This window comes from Rhizobium sp. P1_B8 (assembly GCF_056406515.1).
Genome location: NZ_JBFTZZ010000015.1, coordinates 172,140 through 189,326, shown reverse-complemented (window position 1 = coordinate 189,326; position 17,187 = coordinate 172,140). Strand labels below are relative to the sequence as shown.

Genomic DNA, 17,187 nt, shown 5'->3' with positions numbered 1-17,187 from the left:
GAGCCTAACTGCGCCAATCAAGCACATATTGCTGCGACGGTCGCGTGACATCAGCGTGACACGCAGAATCAGCCGTCAATGCAATGTCCCACGGATCTCGTGTGCGAGAGCGGTTTGCGACCAGCATTCAACCGTGCGCGCCAGCGATCGAACGGCTTCGTCCACATTGAAAACCACGTCCCCGAGCCGCTCGATCTCATAATCGAGCTCATAGACCTCGACTTCGTCGAGGTCGTCACTCTGCAGCAGTCGCCTCATTGCTTCGACGAGGCGCTCAGTGCGCCCAACGACATCAAGAGCGCTGCGTATGATGATATCCAACATGAATGTCCCCTCGCTTCGATAACGAAGCGTCGGCCATAATCGTGACGCTGACAATCCTGAAATCTTGTCAGACGCGGCCTCGGATCATGTCGTAGAGATCCCTCAACTCACGCAGTGCGGGTTGGGGCCGATGGCGCGGTAGTGCGGCGCGACGTCCGGCGAATGCCAGCGCGCCGGCGATCACCGCGACGAGGAGGAGCGTCGAGGCCGGGTAGAGCTTCACCGCCGCTTCCGTCTGACGCATTGCTCTCCCGGCACTTCCTTTTGCCGACCGGGCAGCATCGAGGACTTGATCCTGAAGCGCGCCGATCTGCTTTCGCAGCACGCTCAGTTCTTCGCCCAGGTCATGATCAGGCTGCCGGGGAACGCCGACGGAGGCTGTGTTCGTATCGATGACGGCTTTCGGAACCGGCTCGCCGATCTTGGCTCCTCTGCTATCGAGGGTCGTCGTCTCAGTGCTCTTGCGGCGCGGCATGATCATTTCTCCTTCCTAGAGCATGACGCCGAAAAATGTCAGCGATTTTCGGGCGACATCATGCTCTAACTAACGAATTTAAAACAGGATTCAGACTAGCCAACCGGGCCTAAAGTCATCCTGTCTAGTCATCGTCGAGGGCGAAGACCGGCCGGTAGTGGCGCTCGGCGATCAGCAAGCTCCTGTCGGGCCGGATGATGTAGATCTCCTCAACCTGGCGTCCCCATTGATCTGTGAAATCATGCGGGAAGGAAGAACCCACGGGCGATTTCGTCAACTTCGTGCGAGGCTGGCCATTATACGTGATGCTGCCGGGAATGGGGGCCAGTCCCGCCGACGAATAACTGCCTGCGCTGGTCGTGCAGCCGGTCAGCACAACGGCAAAAACCAGCCCAAATCCTATGCTCCGCTTCATCGAGCCCTCCAGCTGCTTCGTCTTTCGCGCGGCACTCGTTTTCATCGTCAATGTAACAGGGGACGACAGACATTGTTCCAGAACATGCGAATAAGTCCTGGAGCTATCCTTCTGGCTGTCGCAACCATTTTGGGCGCACCGGTCTTCGCGTGTGCCGGAGCGGTGGAACCACCAGATGTTTTCACCGTCATTCTCTCCGTCTCACCACGGACCGTCGTTGGGCCACCGCCCATAAACATCCGGAGCCCGCCGATCACGATCCTTATTACCATGTCGAGGTGGTCGAGAAGGAGCGAGGTTCGCCGCCATGGCAATTCAAACGGCTTGCCGCGCTCGTTGTCGTAACGGCAGACGCGTTGGACAGGAACCGCCTGAGACGAAAAGCCAGGACCTATTTTTACAAGGACATCGAATTCCGGATCGCCTACGGGCCTGGCGCGCGCAACCTGTCATGCGGCAGGAGGCCGGCGTTTGCCGCACGATAATTCTTGAATGCGTTGGCGCCGCTGACAATATGCACCCATGAACGTCAGTGCATACTGAAAAGACGCGCGGCGCTGTAGGCGCGCGGATATGGTCACAGGAACGGGCCGCATCGACGAGGGAGTGTGAACAAAAGGGAGGTTCGGCCATGTTGGCAAGACCAGCAGGATATGTAGGGGCCACAATCGCTGCTCTGTGGGCGGCCCGCCAAGTCAGCCGACTTTATTCCCTCACTGAACCGTTTGGTCCTGAGTTCCTGAATGTTGCGAGAAATCTCGGCATTTTTATTCTGCCGGCGTTCGTTCTGCTCCTGGCGGGGCCTTTCAGGATGTGGTTCGACAGGTTTGCGCCACTCTATCCTTTGGTGCTCGGAGCCGGAGTCCTCAACATCTATCTTCAAGACGATGCGCTGGCTGCCGGTCTGCCGCTGATCGTGCTCGTCTACCCCTTCCTGGTCATCTTTTCGCTCGCCTATTTGTTGCGCGGGCGAGTGTCGCAGGCATAGGGACACTGGAAGGTGGCATTCAGCCGGACTGGCCGTTTCCGCGGGCGTTCGAAATGCGCACTAAATCCAGTCGAACACTTCCCGGTTTGGCATCCGATTCGAAGGGTTGCAAGAATCGAGGAAATACACTTTCTGTGTAGCGGATGAGTCGAAACGCTACCCCTGCTAGAGAAAATGCTGCCGCCCGTCGCCGGCGGAAGGATGACTATATTTTTTCAGTCCGAGCGTTCCGGCTGATCCTAAACTGCACCACCCCCAAATTAGCTGACCAGATGAAAGCCGTGATATCCAGCGGCGCTCTTCGTGTCCCCCGCCTTTCCGATCTGAGAGTGGAAGGTGGCACATCTGGGAATTTCGAAATCCTCGCATCTATTTTCTACATAAGGACATCTCCATGAAGCATATGCGTAATCTCCACCTGATGATGGCAAGCACCGCGTTTCTGACGTTGGCCGGCCCGGCGCTTGCCCTTGATGGCACCGACATGATGAAGAAGCTCAATGCCGCAACCAGTGCCGGCGGTACGGTCATCACCTTCGAGAAGGCGGAAGCCGATGGCGACACGGTAACGGCGACCGGTGTCCAGGTAGGATCTTCGAGCCTGCCCGGCGATACTTTGAAGATCGGCGATCTCACCTTCGAGGGTGTTGAGGAAATCGAAGGCGGTGGCTATCACGCCAAGACCGTCTCCTTCCCGGATATCGATATCAGCCAGGAGGAAGGACGTTTTTCCACAAAGGAGATCCAGATCACCGGCCTCACGATCCCCGCCAATGCGACGGGCGATACGCTGAACGACATCCTCCTCTATGAAACGGTCAGCACCGGACCGATCGCTCTCAACATCAAGGGCAAGGACGTGCTTGCGATCGAGAGCATCGAGTCGAACCTGGGACGCCAGGATGGCGGCTTTTCCTATGACGCCAATGTCGCCGGTCTCAAGGCCGACCTGTCGCAGGTCGAGGATGCGAATGCGAAGGAGGCCATCGAGAAACTGGGCCTGACGACGCTCGACGGCACGGTGACGATGAAGGGCATCTGGGAAATCGAAAGCGGCAAGGTCGCTGTCGACGAATATGCTTTCGACTTCAAGAATATCGGCCGGCTGAATTTCGCCGTCGACTTCTCCGGTTACACGCTGGGCTTCATCAAGTCGCTGCAGGAGGCGGTGAAGACCGCCGAGGCCAATCCGAACAAGGAAGAGGCCAACCAGGCCGTGGGCCTTGCGATGTTGGGGCTGATGCAGCAGCTGACGATCAACAGTGCCTCGATCCGCTTCGACGATGCCTCGATCACCAAGAAGGCGCTCGATTATGCCGGCTCGCAGCAGGGCGTCACGGGCGACCAGCTGGCGCAATCGCTGAAAGGTCTCGTGCCGATGATGATGGCACAGCTCAACATGCCCGAGCTGCAAAACCAGGTGTCGGCTGCCGTCAACGCCTATCTCGACGGACCGAAAAGCCTGACAATCAGCGCCGCACCGGAAAAGCCGGTTCCCGTCCCGATGATCATCGGCGCGGCCATGGGCGCACCGAACACCATTCCTTCCGTGCTCGGCGTCAAGGTCACGGCGAACGACTAACGAATAGCAGAGACGCTTCACGAAGCGCCGGCTGCCGGAGGCGGGTTTTGCCGACCTGCCTCTGGAACCCCTGGGAAAGCCGAGCAACGTCCAACTAAAACTCGTCGCTGCGACGCTTCACGGCGTGCTTCAACGCCACCATATGCCTTCGCCGCTCCAGCATATAATCGGCATATCCGACGCAGATGAACAGCAATGTCGGACCGGCGTAGATGATGATGAGAGCCAATGCGATAAGAATGAATGCGCTCGTCATGGTCTTGTTTTCCATCAATATTGGTCGCCGCAACTGAAGCGGCGAAAGCGGACAGGTCCTCATCTCGGCAATGCCTGTCCCTATTCCTTCAAAATTCGCCGGCTTCCTATTCGTTCCCTCCTCGATCGATTTCCACATGCGCGACGAGCCCGATCGAACGACAATGACGAAGCTGATGGCCGCCCGGCATCGGTCACTCCCGCGGCCTTTCCTCCCGCATTGCCGCCGTCACGCTCTTCAGCAGCGGGCTCGACATCAGATCCGCGAGCAAAACCGATAGCTTCGGCTTCCAGTTCGGATAGCTGTCGCTGGTGCCTGGCACATTGGTTGGCCTTTTTTCGTCGGTGAGATCGGCGAGACGGATCGCGGCGAGAAGCGAGGGCGTTCTGGCGATGAAGCGATAGGCGCTGACGGTGAATTCCCTCAGCGTCTCCTCGCTTGCCCGCGCTTGGGAAAGCCTGGCCGGCAGGTCGAGGCCGGCAGCCTTCAGCGCCGCTTTCAGGTTCCTCCGCTCGCGCTTGCGGTCTTCGAGATGTGCCTCGGTGAGATCGGGCGGCACGATGCCGTGCTCGCACCGGGCCTGAATGTCGGCGCCGCGCCACCAGCCGGCAAGGGTCTGGTGGTCGTGCGTCGAAATGCAGGCCAAAGCCAGGACTGGATAGACGTCCGCCGGCTTGAAGCCCTTCTCATCCTGTTCATAGGAAAGGATGCGGTAGGAGAGAATGTGGGCCGCGGCCAGGTCGTCCTGCAATCCCTTGGGGATCAGTCCCAGGTCTTCTCCGATGACGAGGCACCGATGCTCGGCGGATACGTCGGCGAGGATCTGCAGCAACCGATCCTGTGGATAGCGGACATAGGCGCCGCCGTCCGGCCTGCTGCCCAATGGCACCAGGAAGAGGCGGCGAAGCGCTGCGGCGTGGTCGATGCGGATGGCGCCGGCATATCGCATGGCAGCACTTAGCATACGCCGGAAAGGCGACATCTCTCCTGCGGCGATCGCGGAAGGCAGGTATCCGGCAAGGTGCCAGTCCTGCCCATCTATGGCGAAGGGATCAGGAGGGCTGCCGATCGTGGCCTTGGAGACATAGATATCCGGCTCACTCCATGTCGCCGAGCCATCGACGGCCTCCCCGACGGCAAGATCGAGATAGAGCCCGATCCGCAGGCCGGCCTTCCCGGCCCGGTCCGCCGCCTGCATCAGCTGGCGGTGGGCGAGCCACTGCAGCCACATGTGGAAGCGGACATCCTCCGCGTGTCCGCGCTCGAATTCGGCGACAGCGGCGCTGTCGAAGCGCTGGAAATCGGCCGGCCACCGTTGCCAGCCGGCGCCTGCCCCGCGCTCGACCATTGAAAGAGAGAGGCATTCGAAAAGCGCGTGCAGCCGCAGGCTGTTACCGCCTTGCGCGATAAAAGCGTCGAAATCGGCCGGATCATAGGTATCGCACTGTCGCCAGGCCGGCCAGAGATCGCGCAGGACCCTAAGCTTGATCTGTGCGACGCCGGCGTAATCGACGAGATCGGTTTGGCGAAGGCGTGCCAATTGCCGTTCGAGTTCCGGACTACAGGCAAAACCCGGTAGCCGGTCAACCGCGATATAGAGCGGATTGAGATGCTGGCGGTTCGATGGCTCATAGGGGCTGCAACGCTCGGGATCGGCGAGAAACGGTGCGTGAAGCGGGGTGAGGCCGATGAAATCACCGCCCAGCGATCCCAGGAGATCCGCCATATCGGCCAGATCCTCGAAGTCTCCTATGCCCCAGTTGCGTCCCGAACGGAGTTCGTAAAGCTGCAGGCTCACACCCCAGACCCGCGTGCTGGAAAAGAACTCCGGCAGAAATGACCTGGCGATCTTCTTAGCCGCCGGCTTAGGCTCCCGCCGCATCGCGCCGGTCTCGTGATCGGCCGCTCCCGGCAAGTCGATCTTCAATGCCGAGAGGATCTTGCGCTTGGTCTCGCCTGATATCGCCACCTCCCGATCGTCGGGACTGGGCCTGGTCGGGCTGATGCCGTGCCGGCGGGCGAGCTTGTCGAGCTCAGCAGATTTCATCGTCCGATCGCCTTCCTGTCAGCAAGCCGTCACGCCTCGCTGATTTTCCAGATCACCGTCCAGGGCGCGAGATTGCCGCCATCGCTACCGCCGAGACGGAAGATCGTCTCGCCGTCGTCCTGCTGCGAGGCGAGCGTCGCCGCCTCGGTACCGAGGTTTGCGCGCAGATGCAGACGCCGGTTTTGCGCCAGGGTCCAATCCACCGCGAGTGCGCTTCCCGCCGAGCGATAGACCGCGTTTCCGGCGCCAGCGCCTTTGAGCAATGGCACGATCCTCCGGTGTCGGAGGTCGAGAAGCGTCCTGTAAAAATCGAAGACATCGGAGGAGGCGAGTTTCGACCAGTCCAACTTGGCAGCCGCGAAGGTCGATGGCGCCGTCGGGTCGAGAAGGTCGTCGGCGTCGAAGCCCGGCAGACGGGAGAGCTCCTCACGACGGCCTTTCCTGACCTTCTCGTTCAGGTCCTCGTCGAAATCGCAGAAGAAGGGGAAAGGTTCTCTGGCGCCCCATTCCTCGCCCATGAACAGCATCGGGATCTCGGGCGCCAGCAGGTAGATCGCAGCGACAGCCTTGACGACATCAGCCGGGCTCGAAGCCAGAACCCGGTCCCCCAGCGCCCTATTGCCGATCTGGTCATGGTTCTGGATGAAGGAGATAAAAGCGGTGGGCGGCAGATGGCCGCTCGGCCTGCCGCGGCTTCCGCCGCGGTAGGGCATATGTTCCCCCTGAAACACGAAACCTTCCGCCAGCGCCCGGCCGAGCTTACCGGCGTCACCGACGTAATCGGCATAGTAGCCGAAGGTTTCGCCCGTAGCAGTGATATGCAGCACATGGTGCACGTCATCGTTCCATTGGGCGGTGAACAACCTCACTTCTCCGTTTTCGTCACGCTTCAGCAGATCGCTGTCGTTTTCCTCGTTTTCGACGATCAGATGGACAAGTCGGTCGCCGGCGGCAGCCTTGACGCGGCGGGCGAGCGCGTGAAGCAGATGCTCGGCGCTGTTGTCCTTGATGGCGTGGACGGCATCGAAGCGGAAACCGTCGAGCCTGAACTCGGTGATCCAATAGATGGCGTTCTGGATGATGAATTCGCGGATCATCTCCGATCCGTCGCCGTCGTAGTTGATGCCGTTGCCCCAGGGCGTCTTGTGGTGCTCGGTAAAGAGCGGCGCATAGGCGGGGATAAAATTGCCGTCAGGTCCGAAGTGATTGTAGACCACGTCCAGGAAAACCGAGATGCCGCGCAGGTGTGCTGCGTCAACCAGCGCCATGAAATCTTCCGGCCGGCCGTAGCTGCTGTCCGGAGCATAGGGAAGCACACCGTCATAGCCCCAGCTGTAACGGCCGGGAAATTCACTAAGCGGCATGATCTGCAGCGCCGTAACGCCCAGCGCTTGCAGATGGTCGAGCCGCTCGATCGCGGCCTTGAAAGTACCCTCCGGCGTGAAGCAGCCGATATGCATCTCGTAGATGACCATCTCTTCCCATGGCCGACCCGTCCAGTCGCTCGTCGTCCAGCGATAGGTGGAAAGGTCGACCACTTCGCTCGGCCCGCGCACATCCTGTGGCTGGAACCGCGAGGCGGGATCGGGAACTTCGGAACCGTCCGGCAGGACAAAGCGATAAAGCGTACCGGTATGGGCTTGCGCGACCGTGCAGCGGTGCCAGCCGTCCTCAGTCGCCTGCATCGGCCACGGATCAGCGCCTTCGATCTTCAACGACACGCTTTCATGCAGGGGAGCCCAGAGGCGGAATAGAATGCCCCCTTCGGTGAATGCCGGTCCGAATGTCATTTTGGTCAAGAGAAAGCCTTCGATGAAATTGGGATGGGATTTGGGTAACTTTTGCGGGAGGAAAAAGTTTCGTCCGCAAGCGGACGCGCGAAAGCGGTCGCTGTCACCAGCATGGCCGCGCCGGTCGCCTCGGCATGTTTACGCTTTGATCGTCAGGCCGCCGCGATTTTACCCGAGCGCTTGGTCCATCGCCGCCTGAAGCTGTTCCTGTGTGAATGGCTTCTTCATCCGCAGCATCCGGCCGAGGCCATGGTCTTCGGAAAACTCGGCATAGCCCGAGGCAAGGATGATGGGCAGGCCTGGAAAGGAGGAGCGAAGGTGACGCGCAAGCTCTGCGCCCGTCATCCCCGGCATGGCATGATCGGTGATGACGAGATCACAACCCTGTCCGTCAGCAAAGAATTCCAAAGCCTGGGAAGCGGAAGACGCCTCTTGCGGCAGATGCCCGAGATCCTCCAGCATTGCCACGGTTCCCGTCCTGACAAGGGCGTCGTCGTCGACGACGAGAATGGCGAGCGGCCGCGAGGCCGGTTTCAAAGGATCCGTCGCCGGAGGCTCGACGACCGGCTGCACCTTGACGAAGGTTTCGGCGACGGGGAGCCACAGGGAAACGGTCGTGCCCTTGCCCCTGACGCTCGTTATCTGGATCGAGCCGCCGGATTGCGCTGCCAGGCCATGCACCATCGACAGGCCGAGACCGGTGCCCTTGCCGACCCCCTTGGTGGTGAAAAACGGTTCGGCGGCACGCGAGACCGTTGCCTCGTCCATCCCCTCGCCATCGTCCGACACCGATATCCTGATGTAATTTCCGCCAGCGAGGCCGGCCGGCCGGTCTTCTGCGGCTGCCGCCGCGGCCACCGTCACGGCTCCGCCGCTTTCGAGCGCATCCCGGGCATTGACGAACAGGTTGAGCAGCGCCAGTTCCAACTGGTTGCTGTCGACCAGAAGAGGGGCGAGATCCGCCGGGATGCTCTTGTGGATTTCGATGCGCGGCCCCACCGCCTTGGCGAGAAGATCCTCGACGTTTTCGAACAGCCGGAGGAAGTCGACCGCCTGCGGCTTGAGCTCCTGGCGGCGCGCGAAGGCAAGCAGGCGCTGGGTCAGCGCAGTCCCGCGCTCGGCCGCTTGAATCGCGTTCGTCACCAGGCGTTCGCTGCGTTCATCGGCCGGAAGCCGTTTCTTCAGAAGATTCAGGCTGCCGAGAACTGCCATCAGGAGGTTATTGAAGTCGTGGGCCACGCCACCCGTCAGGTGACCGATCGTGTCGAGCTTCTGCGCCTCGAAAAGCTGTGCGAGCGCCTCTTCGCGCTCCCGTGTCCGTTGATCGATCCGATGCTCGAGCTCCTCGTTGAGCTCACGCAACTGCGCTGCCGAGGCCTCGAGTTCGGCGGTGCGCTGGTGAACCCGGGCCTCGAGCTCGGCGTTCAGGCGTTCGAGTTCCCTCGTCTTCCTGTAGAGATCGGCAAAGACCCGAACCTTGGCTCTCAGCACTTCGGGGACGATCGGGACGGAGACATAGTCGACCGCCCCCACCGCATAGCCGCGCAGCCGGTCAGGTTCCGCCAGCATGACGGCGGAAACGAAGATGATCGGCGTGTTCTGATAGCGCGGATGCTGCCGGATCATGCTGACGAGCTCGAACCCATCCTGTTCGGGCATGCAGACATCGACGAGGATCACTGCGATTTCGGTGCGCAACAGGTGCTCGAAGGCTTCGCGTGCGGATTGCGCCTTGATGAGGTTTTCTTGGAGCTCGTCGAGAATGACCTCGTAACTCAGGAGCTTTGCCGGTTGGTCGTCGACGAGGAGGATGTTGACGGGGTTCATGGCGAGATCCTCAGCGATGCAGCCACATGCGAAGAGCCGACAACAGCTGTTCGGTATTGACCGGCTTCGCCAGGTAGTCGGACGCGCCCGCTTCCAGGCATTTCTCGCGGTCGCCCTTCATCGCCTTGGCCGTCAACGCCAGGATCGGCAGCCGCCGGAACCGGGGTTCCGAACGGATGACCTGCATTGTCTCGTAGCCGTCCATTCCGGGCATCATGATGTCCATCAGCACGATCGCCACAGAGGGTTCGTTGTTGATGACGTCGATGGCTTCGCTACCGGTCGTCGCGGTCAGGACCTTCATTCCCCGGCGTTCGAGGACGCTGCTCAGCGCGAAAATGTTACGGGCGTCGTCGTCGACGAGCAGCACAGTCTCGCCGACCAGATCCTCGTCCGAGCTGTGCAGGTCCTGCAGCGTCGCCTGCTTTGCTGCCGGCAGGTCGGCGACAACCCGGTGCAGGAACAGGGCCGTCTCATCCAGCAGACGCTCCGGCGATTCGACCCCCTTGACCACAACGCTGCGGGCCATGCTGTGCAGCGTCGCGTCTTCCTCAGCGGAAAGCTCCCGGCCGGTGAACACAACCACCGGCACCTCGCCGATCTCGGCGTCGTCGCGAATCTGCTCCAGCACTTCGAAGCCGGACATGTCGGGAAGGGAAAGGTCGAGCACCACGCAGTCGGCGGCATTCTGCCGAAGAGCGGCGAGAGCCTCCGATCCGGAGCCGACGCTGGTGATATCGATGTCGTCGTGTCCGAGAAGGGCGGTGACGCTCAGACGCTCGGCCTCGTTGTCTTCCACGAGCAGCAGATGCTTGCGGCGCGGCTGCGCATAGGCCTTCAATCGCGACAGTGCCTTGCCGAGGCCTTCCGGCGTCGTCGGCTTGCTCATGAAAGCGAAGGCGCCGCGGGTCAGCCCATGCTGGCGATCCTCGTCGAGGCTGATGATCTGGACCGGAATATGCCGCGTCTGCGGATTCTGCTTGAGCTGGCTCAGCACCGTCCAGCCGAGCATGTCGGGCAGGAAGATGTCGAGCGAGATCGCCGCCGGCCTGTAGTCCTGCGCAAGTGCGAGAGCATCGCTGCCGCGCATCGCCACCAGAACCTTGAATCCGTTGTCGCGGGCGAGATCCACCAGGACGCGGGCGTAATGCGCGTCGTCCTCGACGACGAGCAGCACCGAGTCGCCGGCCGCTATCTGGTGGCGATCATCTTCGACATGTTCGGTCGGCTTGTCGGCGCGGCGGCTTGCTGCCGCTTCGGCAAATTCCACGACATTTGCCGGCGGAACCGACTTCGGCGCAACCGCGCCGGCGCCCACATAGGTGAGCGGCAGGTAGAGAACGAAGGTGCTGCCGACACCGGGGGTGCTGCGCAGCTGGATCTCGCCGCCCAAGAGGTTTGCCAGTTCGCGGCTGATCGCCAGGCCGAGGCCGGTGCCGCCGTATTTGCGGCTTGTCGAGGCATCCGCCTGCTGGAAGGCCTCGAAAATGATGCGTTGTTTTTCAGGCGGTATGCCGATGCCGGTGTCGACGACTTCGAAGGCGATGACCGAAGGCGCATGCCTCAGCGAGGGATGATCGGACGACCAGCCGCTCGCTGCCGAAGCGACGCGAAGCGTCACGCCGCCCTGCGCGGTGAACTTGAAGGCATTCGACAGCAGGTTCTTGAGGATCTGCTGCAGTCGCTTCGAATCCGTGATGAGGCTCTTCGCGACATCGGCGCCGACGTCGACCGAGAACGACAGGTTCCGGTTTTCGGCCTCGTGCCGGAATGGCCGCGCCATCATCTCGAGCAGGTTGCTGACAAAAATCTCCTCGGCATCGACCGAGACCGTTCCGGACTCGATCTTCGACAGGTCGAGGATGTCGCTGATGAGGTTCAACAGATCGGTTCCCGCGCCGTGGATCGTCTTTGCAAACTCGACCTGTTTGCCCGACAGGTTGCCATCCGGGTTTTCTCCCAGCTGCTGGCCGAGGATGAGGATCGAATTCAGCGGCGTGCGCAGCTCATGCGACATGTTGGCGAGGAATTCGGATTTGTATTTCGATGTCAGCGCCAGCTCGGTTGCCTTTTCCTCCAGCGCGCGCCGGGCCTGCTCGATCTCCTGGTTCTTCGCCTCGACTTCGACGTTGCGTTCCTCCAGCTGCTGCGCCTTCTGCCCGAGCTGCTCGTTGGTCTGCTGCAGTTCGCGCTGCTGCGTCTGAAGCTCGGCGGCAAGCTGCTGGGACTGCTTGAGCAGGCCTTCGGTCTGCATGGTCGCTTCAATCGAGTTGAGGACGATGCCGATCGATGTCGTCAGCTGGTCGAGGAACGACAGCTGCAACTCGGTGAATTCGCCGGCGGAGGCCAGCTCGATCACGGCTTTCACCTGCCCCTCGAAATGCACCGGCAGCACGATGGCGCTTCTCGGCAAGGTCGTGAACACGCCGGAGCTTATCGGAACGACATTGTCGGGAAGGTCGGTGACCAGGATGCGGCGAGCGTCGCTGGCGCACTGGCCGACAAGCCCCTGGCCGAACTCGAGACGTGCCGGGTGCGCCGCCTCGCCCCCTTTCGCGTAGACGGAGAGCAGCGACAAGATCGGCTGCCGCTCGTCGGCATCCACCTGGTAGATAACCCCTTGATGGGCACCGACCAGAGGCGCCAGCTCCGACAGCAGCATCTTGCCGACCAGCGTCAGGTCGCGCTGCCCCTGCAGCATGTTGGTGAAGCGCGCCAGGTTGGTCTTCAGCCAGTCCTGCTCGGTGTTGCGCTCGGTGGTGAGCCTGAGGTTGTCGATCATCGTGTTGATGTTGTCTTTGAGCTCGGCCACTTCGCCGCGCGCGTCGACCTTGATCGAGCGCGTCAGGTCACCCTTGGTGACGGCGGTCGCCACCTCGGCGATGGCCCGCACCTGCGTCGTCAGGTTGGCTGCCAGCAGGTTGACGTTGCCGGTCAAGTCCTTCCAGGTTCCCGCCGTGCCGGGAACATTCGCCTGACCGCCGAGACGGCCTTCCACGCCCACCTCACGCGCAACCGTGGTCACCTGATCGGCAAAGGTCGCGAGCGTGTTGGTCATGTTGTTGATGGTCTCGGCAAGGGCTGCCACCTCGCCCTTGGATGCGACGGTGAGATTTTGCTCGAGGTCGCCGTTCGCCACTGCCGTCACCACCTTGACGATGCCGCGGACCTGCTCGGTCAGGTTGGCGGCCATGACGTTGACGGTGTCGGTCAAGTCTTTCCAGGTGCCTGCGACGCCCGGCACCTGCGCCTGGCCGCCGAGCTTGCCTTCGGTGCCGACTTCGCGGGCCACACGCGTCACTTCGCCGGCGAAGGCGTTGAGCTGGTCCACCATCGTATTGATGGTGTTCTTCAGTTCGAGGATTTCCCCCTTCACGTCGACGGTGATCTTGCGCGACAGGTCGCCACGCGCCACGGCCGTCGTGACTTCGGCGATGTTTCGAACCTGGGTCGTCAGATTGGCGGCGAGCAGGTTGACGTTATCGGTCAGGTCCTTCCAGGTGCCGGCGACGCCGGGAACGACAGCCTGACCGCCCAGCCTGCCATCGGTGCCGACTTCGCGGGCGACACGCGTCACTTCGCCGGCAAAGGAGCGAAGCTGATCGACCATGGTATTCAAAGTATCCTTCAGGAGCAGGATTTCGCCGCGCACGTCGACGGTGATCTTGCGCGACAGGTCGCCATTGGCGATTGCGGTCGCGACCTCGGCGATATTGCGCACCTGCGCCGTCAGGTTGCCCGCCATGGAGTTGACGCTGTCGGTGAGGTCCTTCCAGGTGCCGGCGACGCCGGAGACCTGCGCCTGGCCGCCAAGCTTGCCTTCGGTGCCGACTTCGCGGGCGACGCGCGTCACTTCGCCGGCGAAGGCGTTGAGCTGGTCCACCATTGTATTGATGGTGTTCTTCAGTTCGAGGATTTCCCCCTTCACGTCGACGGTGATCTTGCGCGACAGGTCGCCGCGCGCCACGGCCGTCGTGACTTCGGCGATGTTTCGAACCTGGCCGGTAAGGTTGGAGGCCATGGAGTTGACGTTTTCGGTGAGGTCTTTCCAGGTACCCGCGACACCCGGCACCTGCGCCTGGCCACCGAGCTTGCCCTCGGTGCCGACTTCACGGGCAACGCGCGTGACTTCGGAAGCAAAGCGGTTCAGCTGATCGACCATGGTGTTCAGCGTTTCCTTGAGCTCGAGGATTTCACCCGAGACTGACACCGTGATCTTCTTCGACAAGTCGCCATTGGCAATCGCGGTCGAGACTTCGGCGATGTTGCGCACCTGCGCCGTCAGGTTGCCCGCCATGGAATTGACGCTGTCCGTCAGATCCTTCCAAGTGCCCGCCACGCCGAGCACGTTCGCCTGGCCGCCGAGCCGGCCTTCGGTGCCGACCTCGCGCGCCACGCGCGTCACCTCGCCGGCAAAGCCGTTGAGCTGGTCGACCATCGTGTTGATGGTCTCCTTCAGTTCGAGGATTTCGCCAGACACGGTGACGGTGATCTTCTTGGACAGGTCTCCCTGGGCGACGGCGGTCGCGACTTCGGCGATGTTGCGCACCTGCCCGGTGAGGTTGGACGCCATCGAATTGACGCTGTCGGTCAGGTCCTTCCAGGTGCCGGCGACGCCGCGCACATTGGCCTGGCCGCCGAGCCGGCCCTCCGTGCCCACTTCGCGGGCGACGCGGGTGACTTCCGAGGCAAAGGCATTCAGCTGATCGACCATCGTATTGATGGTTTCCTTCAGCTCGAGGATCTCCCCCTTCACGTCGACCGTGATCTTCTTCGACAGGTCGCCATTGGCGATGGCGGTCGAGACCTCCGCGATATTGCGCACCTGCGCCGTCAGGTTGCCGCCCATCGAGTTGACGTTCTCGGTAAGATCCTTCCAGGTGCCGGCGACGCCGCGCACATTAGCCTGGCCGCCAAGCCGGCCCTCCGTGCCCACTTCGCGGGCCACACGGGTCACTTCGGAAGCAAAGGCATTGAGCTGATCGACCATCGTGTTGATCGTCTCCTTCAGCTCGAGGATTTCCCCCGACACCGTGACCGTGATCTTCTTCGACAGGTCGCCATTGGCGATCGCGGTCGAGACTTCGGCGATATTGCGCACCTGCGCCGTGAGGTTCGAGGCCATGGAATTGACGTTGTCGGTCAGGTCCTTCCAGGTGCCCGCCACACCGGGCACTTGCGCCTGGCCGCCGAGCCGACCTTCGGTGCCGACTTCACGCGCCACGCGCGTCACCTCGCCGGCGAAGCCGTTGAGCTGGTCGACCATCGTGTTGATGGTTTCCTTGAGCTCCAAGATTTCGCCCGAAACGTCGACAGTGATCTTGCGCGACAGGTCGCCGCGCGCAACGGCCGTGGTCACCTGGGCGATGTTGCGGACCTGCGCCGTCAGGTTGCCACACATGGCGTTGACGGAATCGGTCAGGTCTTTCCAGGTTCCGGCGACGCCTGGCACCAGCGCCTGGCCGCCGAGCTTGCCTTCGGTGCCGACCTCGCGCGCGACGCGCGTCACTTCCGATGCGAAGGACCTGAGCTGGTCGACCATGGTGTTGATCGCCTCCTTCAGCTGCAGGATCTCGCCGCGCACGTCGACGGTGATCTTCTTGGAAAGATCGCCATTCGCGACGGCGATCGTCACTTCCGCGATGTTGCGCACCTGCGCCGTCAGGTTCGACGCCATCGAGTTCACACTTTCGGTGAGGTCCTTCCAGACGCCCGTCACCTCCGGCACCTGCGCTTGGCCGCCGAGTTTTCCGTCGGTGCCGACCTCGCGCGCGACGCGCGTCACTTCCGATGTGAAGACGCTCAGCTGCTTGATCATCGTATTGACGATATCGGCCGAGCGTAGGAACTCACCTTTGAGCGCCCGACCGTCGACATCGAGCGGCACGGTCTGCAGAAGATCTCCCTTGGCGACCGCAGTGATCGTGCGCGTGACAGCTGTCGTCGGCCACAGAAGGTCGTCGATCAGACCGTTGATCGATCCTTCCATTTCGGACCAGGAACCGTCCGACAGGCCGAAGCGCACGCGCGTGCTCGTTCGCCCGTCCCTGCCGACCACCTGCCCGACATGTTCGAGCTGCTGGGCCATGCGCTGATTGGCGGCGATGATGTCATTGAGAGCGTCGGCGACCTTGCCGGTGACACCGGTCAGATCCGACCGCATCCGCACCGAAAAATCGCCCCGTCTTACCGCAACCAGCACCTCCAGAAGGGCGCTGGCCTCGTCCAACGCCATTGCTTTGTGGACCTGACCATTGAGGTTATCTGCCGCGGCATTGTCGCGCGCGAATTCGCTGGTTTGGTTGTTCACGAGAATCCCCCTCTTCGACGACTGGTAATTTAGTGCTCGACTGGGAAAATGGTATGGCCGTCCCGTGTCGATCCTAACATGATTCAGCGCCCAAAATGAGCCCGATAGTTGCAGATATCCAAAGTGCGCGCCGGACATCGTCTGGGTGGAATTTGCGGTTTTTCGTGCGTGGGGAACACTTGGCTGCCGGCAGTCGTTTCCGTCCTGAATGGAGAACGACATGTCGAACGTTTCAAGGACAGGTAAGGAAGAGATCAACAACGCGACCAGCCAGACCACCTTCGGGAAGTCGGTCGAGAGCCAGGCGCAAATCGAGGATGCGGCTTCGCAATCGTCGCCCGACGCTGGCGACGAGATGCTCAACATCTATCGGCTGGAGCCGATCGCGGCGCCCGACGATCCGAGATGGGACAACTCCCCCGGACATGGTACCGTCGTCGTCGCTGCCAGAACGGCCGGTGATGCCAGGATCGTCGCTGCGGCTCGTGAGCTTGACTTCATGGAAGTGGATGCGGCTCCCGCCGAGGATGTCACAACGGTCAATGCCAGCGCTTTTCGCGACGACAAGCTTTACACCGTCATTGAGATCGAGCGGAACAAGCGCGATGTTAAGCGAGGGATCCTCGAAGGCGCCATCGCTGTCGACACGATCCGGCCGATTCAATCGGACTGACGTAGCAATTTACCGACGAAATCGGCGACGCGCTACGGCGTCACCATCATAGGTCCCTCGTTCCCTTGGAGTTCTCATGAATACGGCCAACCTCCAGCTCAAGGGCCTCATCATGGCCATGGCGTCGATATGTGATGCGATCGTCGAGAAGGAACTGCTGACCAGCGGAGAACTCAATGCCGCGCTCGCGAAAGCCAAGCAGGCAGTCGAGGATGACGACGACCATGAACTGTCGGATGCCAATCGCGCCGCGATCCTGTTCCCCATCCGTGTGCTGCAGCTTGCCGAAGAGGCAGGCAGGAGAGGCGAACGGTTGACGTTTTCGGACTATGCCAAGCTTGTAGGAAAGATGACCTGAACAATGTCGAAGGCTTCGCTGACGAGAACCCGTATGTTCTCTCCCGGGCAATCGGGGCTTTCTGGAAGCTTATTGATGCGCGTGGCCTCTACACATGTGGTTGACTTCATATCGGCATGAGCCATATAAATACCTTGTCAAC

The 17,187-nt window shown here is 61.5% G+C and carries 12 protein-coding genes and 1 pseudogene; 5 read left to right on the top strand and 8 right to left on the bottom strand.

What is annotated here, in order from left to right:
* Window positions 1–75: 75 nt before the first annotated feature.
* The 3 genes from AC1D2N_RS18545 to AC1D2N_RS18535 all read right to left on the bottom strand — a co-directional run bounded on the left by AC1D2N_RS18545 (window position 76) and on the right by AC1D2N_RS18535 (window position 1,214).
* Window positions 76–324: a hypothetical protein gene (locus AC1D2N_RS18545; protein ID WP_018245879.1), complete on the bottom strand. Its 249-nt coding sequence runs from the start codon at window positions 322–324 to the stop codon at window positions 76–78.
* 67 nt (window positions 325–391) lie between these two features.
* A complete protein-coding gene (locus AC1D2N_RS18540; RefSeq protein ID WP_026188715.1) occupies window positions 392–799 on the bottom strand; it encodes a hypothetical protein in 408 nt (135 codons plus the stop codon).
* Window positions 800–923: 124 nt separating this feature from the next.
* Window positions 924–1,214: a hypothetical protein gene (locus AC1D2N_RS18535; protein ID WP_026188716.1), complete on the bottom strand. Its 291-nt coding sequence runs from the start codon at window positions 1,212–1,214 to the stop codon at window positions 924–926.
* A 149-nt stretch (window positions 1,215–1,363) separates the two neighbouring features.
* Between AC1D2N_RS18535 and AC1D2N_RS18530 the strand changes: the two genes are divergently transcribed.
* The 3 genes from AC1D2N_RS18530 (at window position 1,364) to AC1D2N_RS18520 (ending at window position 3,784) form a co-directional block, all read left to right on the top strand.
* Complete coding sequence (locus tag AC1D2N_RS18530) at window positions 1,364–1,699, top strand: DUF5086 family protein (RefSeq protein ID WP_245268278.1); 336 nt, start codon at window positions 1,364–1,366, stop codon at window positions 1,697–1,699.
* Between the two features lie 146 nt (window positions 1,700–1,845).
* Window positions 1,846–2,202, top strand: coding sequence for a hypothetical protein (locus AC1D2N_RS18525; protein WP_020493437.1), 357 nt, complete (start codon window positions 1,846–1,848; stop codon window positions 2,200–2,202).
* Between the two features lie 394 nt (window positions 2,203–2,596).
* Window positions 2,597–3,784, top strand: coding sequence for a hypothetical protein (locus tag AC1D2N_RS18520; protein ID WP_018245882.1), 1,188 nt, complete (start codon window positions 2,597–2,599; stop codon window positions 3,782–3,784).
* Between the two features lie 94 nt (window positions 3,785–3,878).
* On the opposite strand, the gene AC1D2N_RS18515 is transcribed toward AC1D2N_RS18520, so the two are convergent.
* The 5 genes and pseudogenes from AC1D2N_RS18515 to AC1D2N_RS18495 all read right to left on the bottom strand — a co-directional run bounded on the left by AC1D2N_RS18515 (window position 3,879) and on the right by AC1D2N_RS18495 (window position 16,014).
* Window positions 3,879–4,040: a hypothetical protein gene (locus AC1D2N_RS18515; RefSeq protein WP_012755472.1), complete on the bottom strand. Its 162-nt coding sequence runs from the start codon at window positions 4,038–4,040 to the stop codon at window positions 3,879–3,881.
* A gap of 193 nt (window positions 4,041–4,233) precedes the next feature.
* Window positions 4,234–6,087: a 4-alpha-glucanotransferase gene (malQ, locus tag AC1D2N_RS18510; protein WP_018245884.1), complete on the bottom strand. Its 1,854-nt coding sequence runs from the start codon at window positions 6,085–6,087 to the stop codon at window positions 4,234–4,236.
* A 29-nt stretch (window positions 6,088–6,116) separates the two neighbouring features.
* Window positions 6,117–7,877: a malto-oligosyltrehalose trehalohydrolase gene (gene treZ / locus AC1D2N_RS18505; RefSeq protein WP_245268283.1), complete on the bottom strand. Its 1,761-nt coding sequence runs from the start codon at window positions 7,875–7,877 to the stop codon at window positions 6,117–6,119.
* Between the two features lie 152 nt (window positions 7,878–8,029).
* A pseudogene (locus tag AC1D2N_RS18500) lies at window positions 8,030–9,704 on the bottom strand (response regulator).
* Between the two features lie 10 nt (window positions 9,705–9,714).
* Window positions 9,715–16,014, bottom strand: a complete 6,300-nt coding sequence (locus AC1D2N_RS18495; protein ID WP_130729597.1) for a HAMP domain-containing protein — start codon at window positions 16,012–16,014, stop codon at window positions 9,715–9,717.
* A gap of 208 nt (window positions 16,015–16,222) precedes the next feature.
* On the opposite strand from AC1D2N_RS18495, the gene AC1D2N_RS18490 reads away from it, so the two are divergent.
* The gene (locus tag AC1D2N_RS18490; RefSeq protein ID WP_130729596.1) at window positions 16,223–16,687 is read left to right on the top strand and encodes a hypothetical protein; all 465 of its coding nucleotides are present in this window, start codon (window positions 16,223–16,225) and stop codon (window positions 16,685–16,687) included.
* A gap of 76 nt (window positions 16,688–16,763) precedes the next feature.
* Window positions 16,764–17,045 (top strand): hypothetical protein, encoded by a 282-nt coding sequence (locus AC1D2N_RS18485; protein ID WP_018245888.1) that lies wholly within the window; start codon window positions 16,764–16,766, stop codon window positions 17,043–17,045.
* Window positions 17,046–17,187 lie beyond the last annotated feature (142 nt).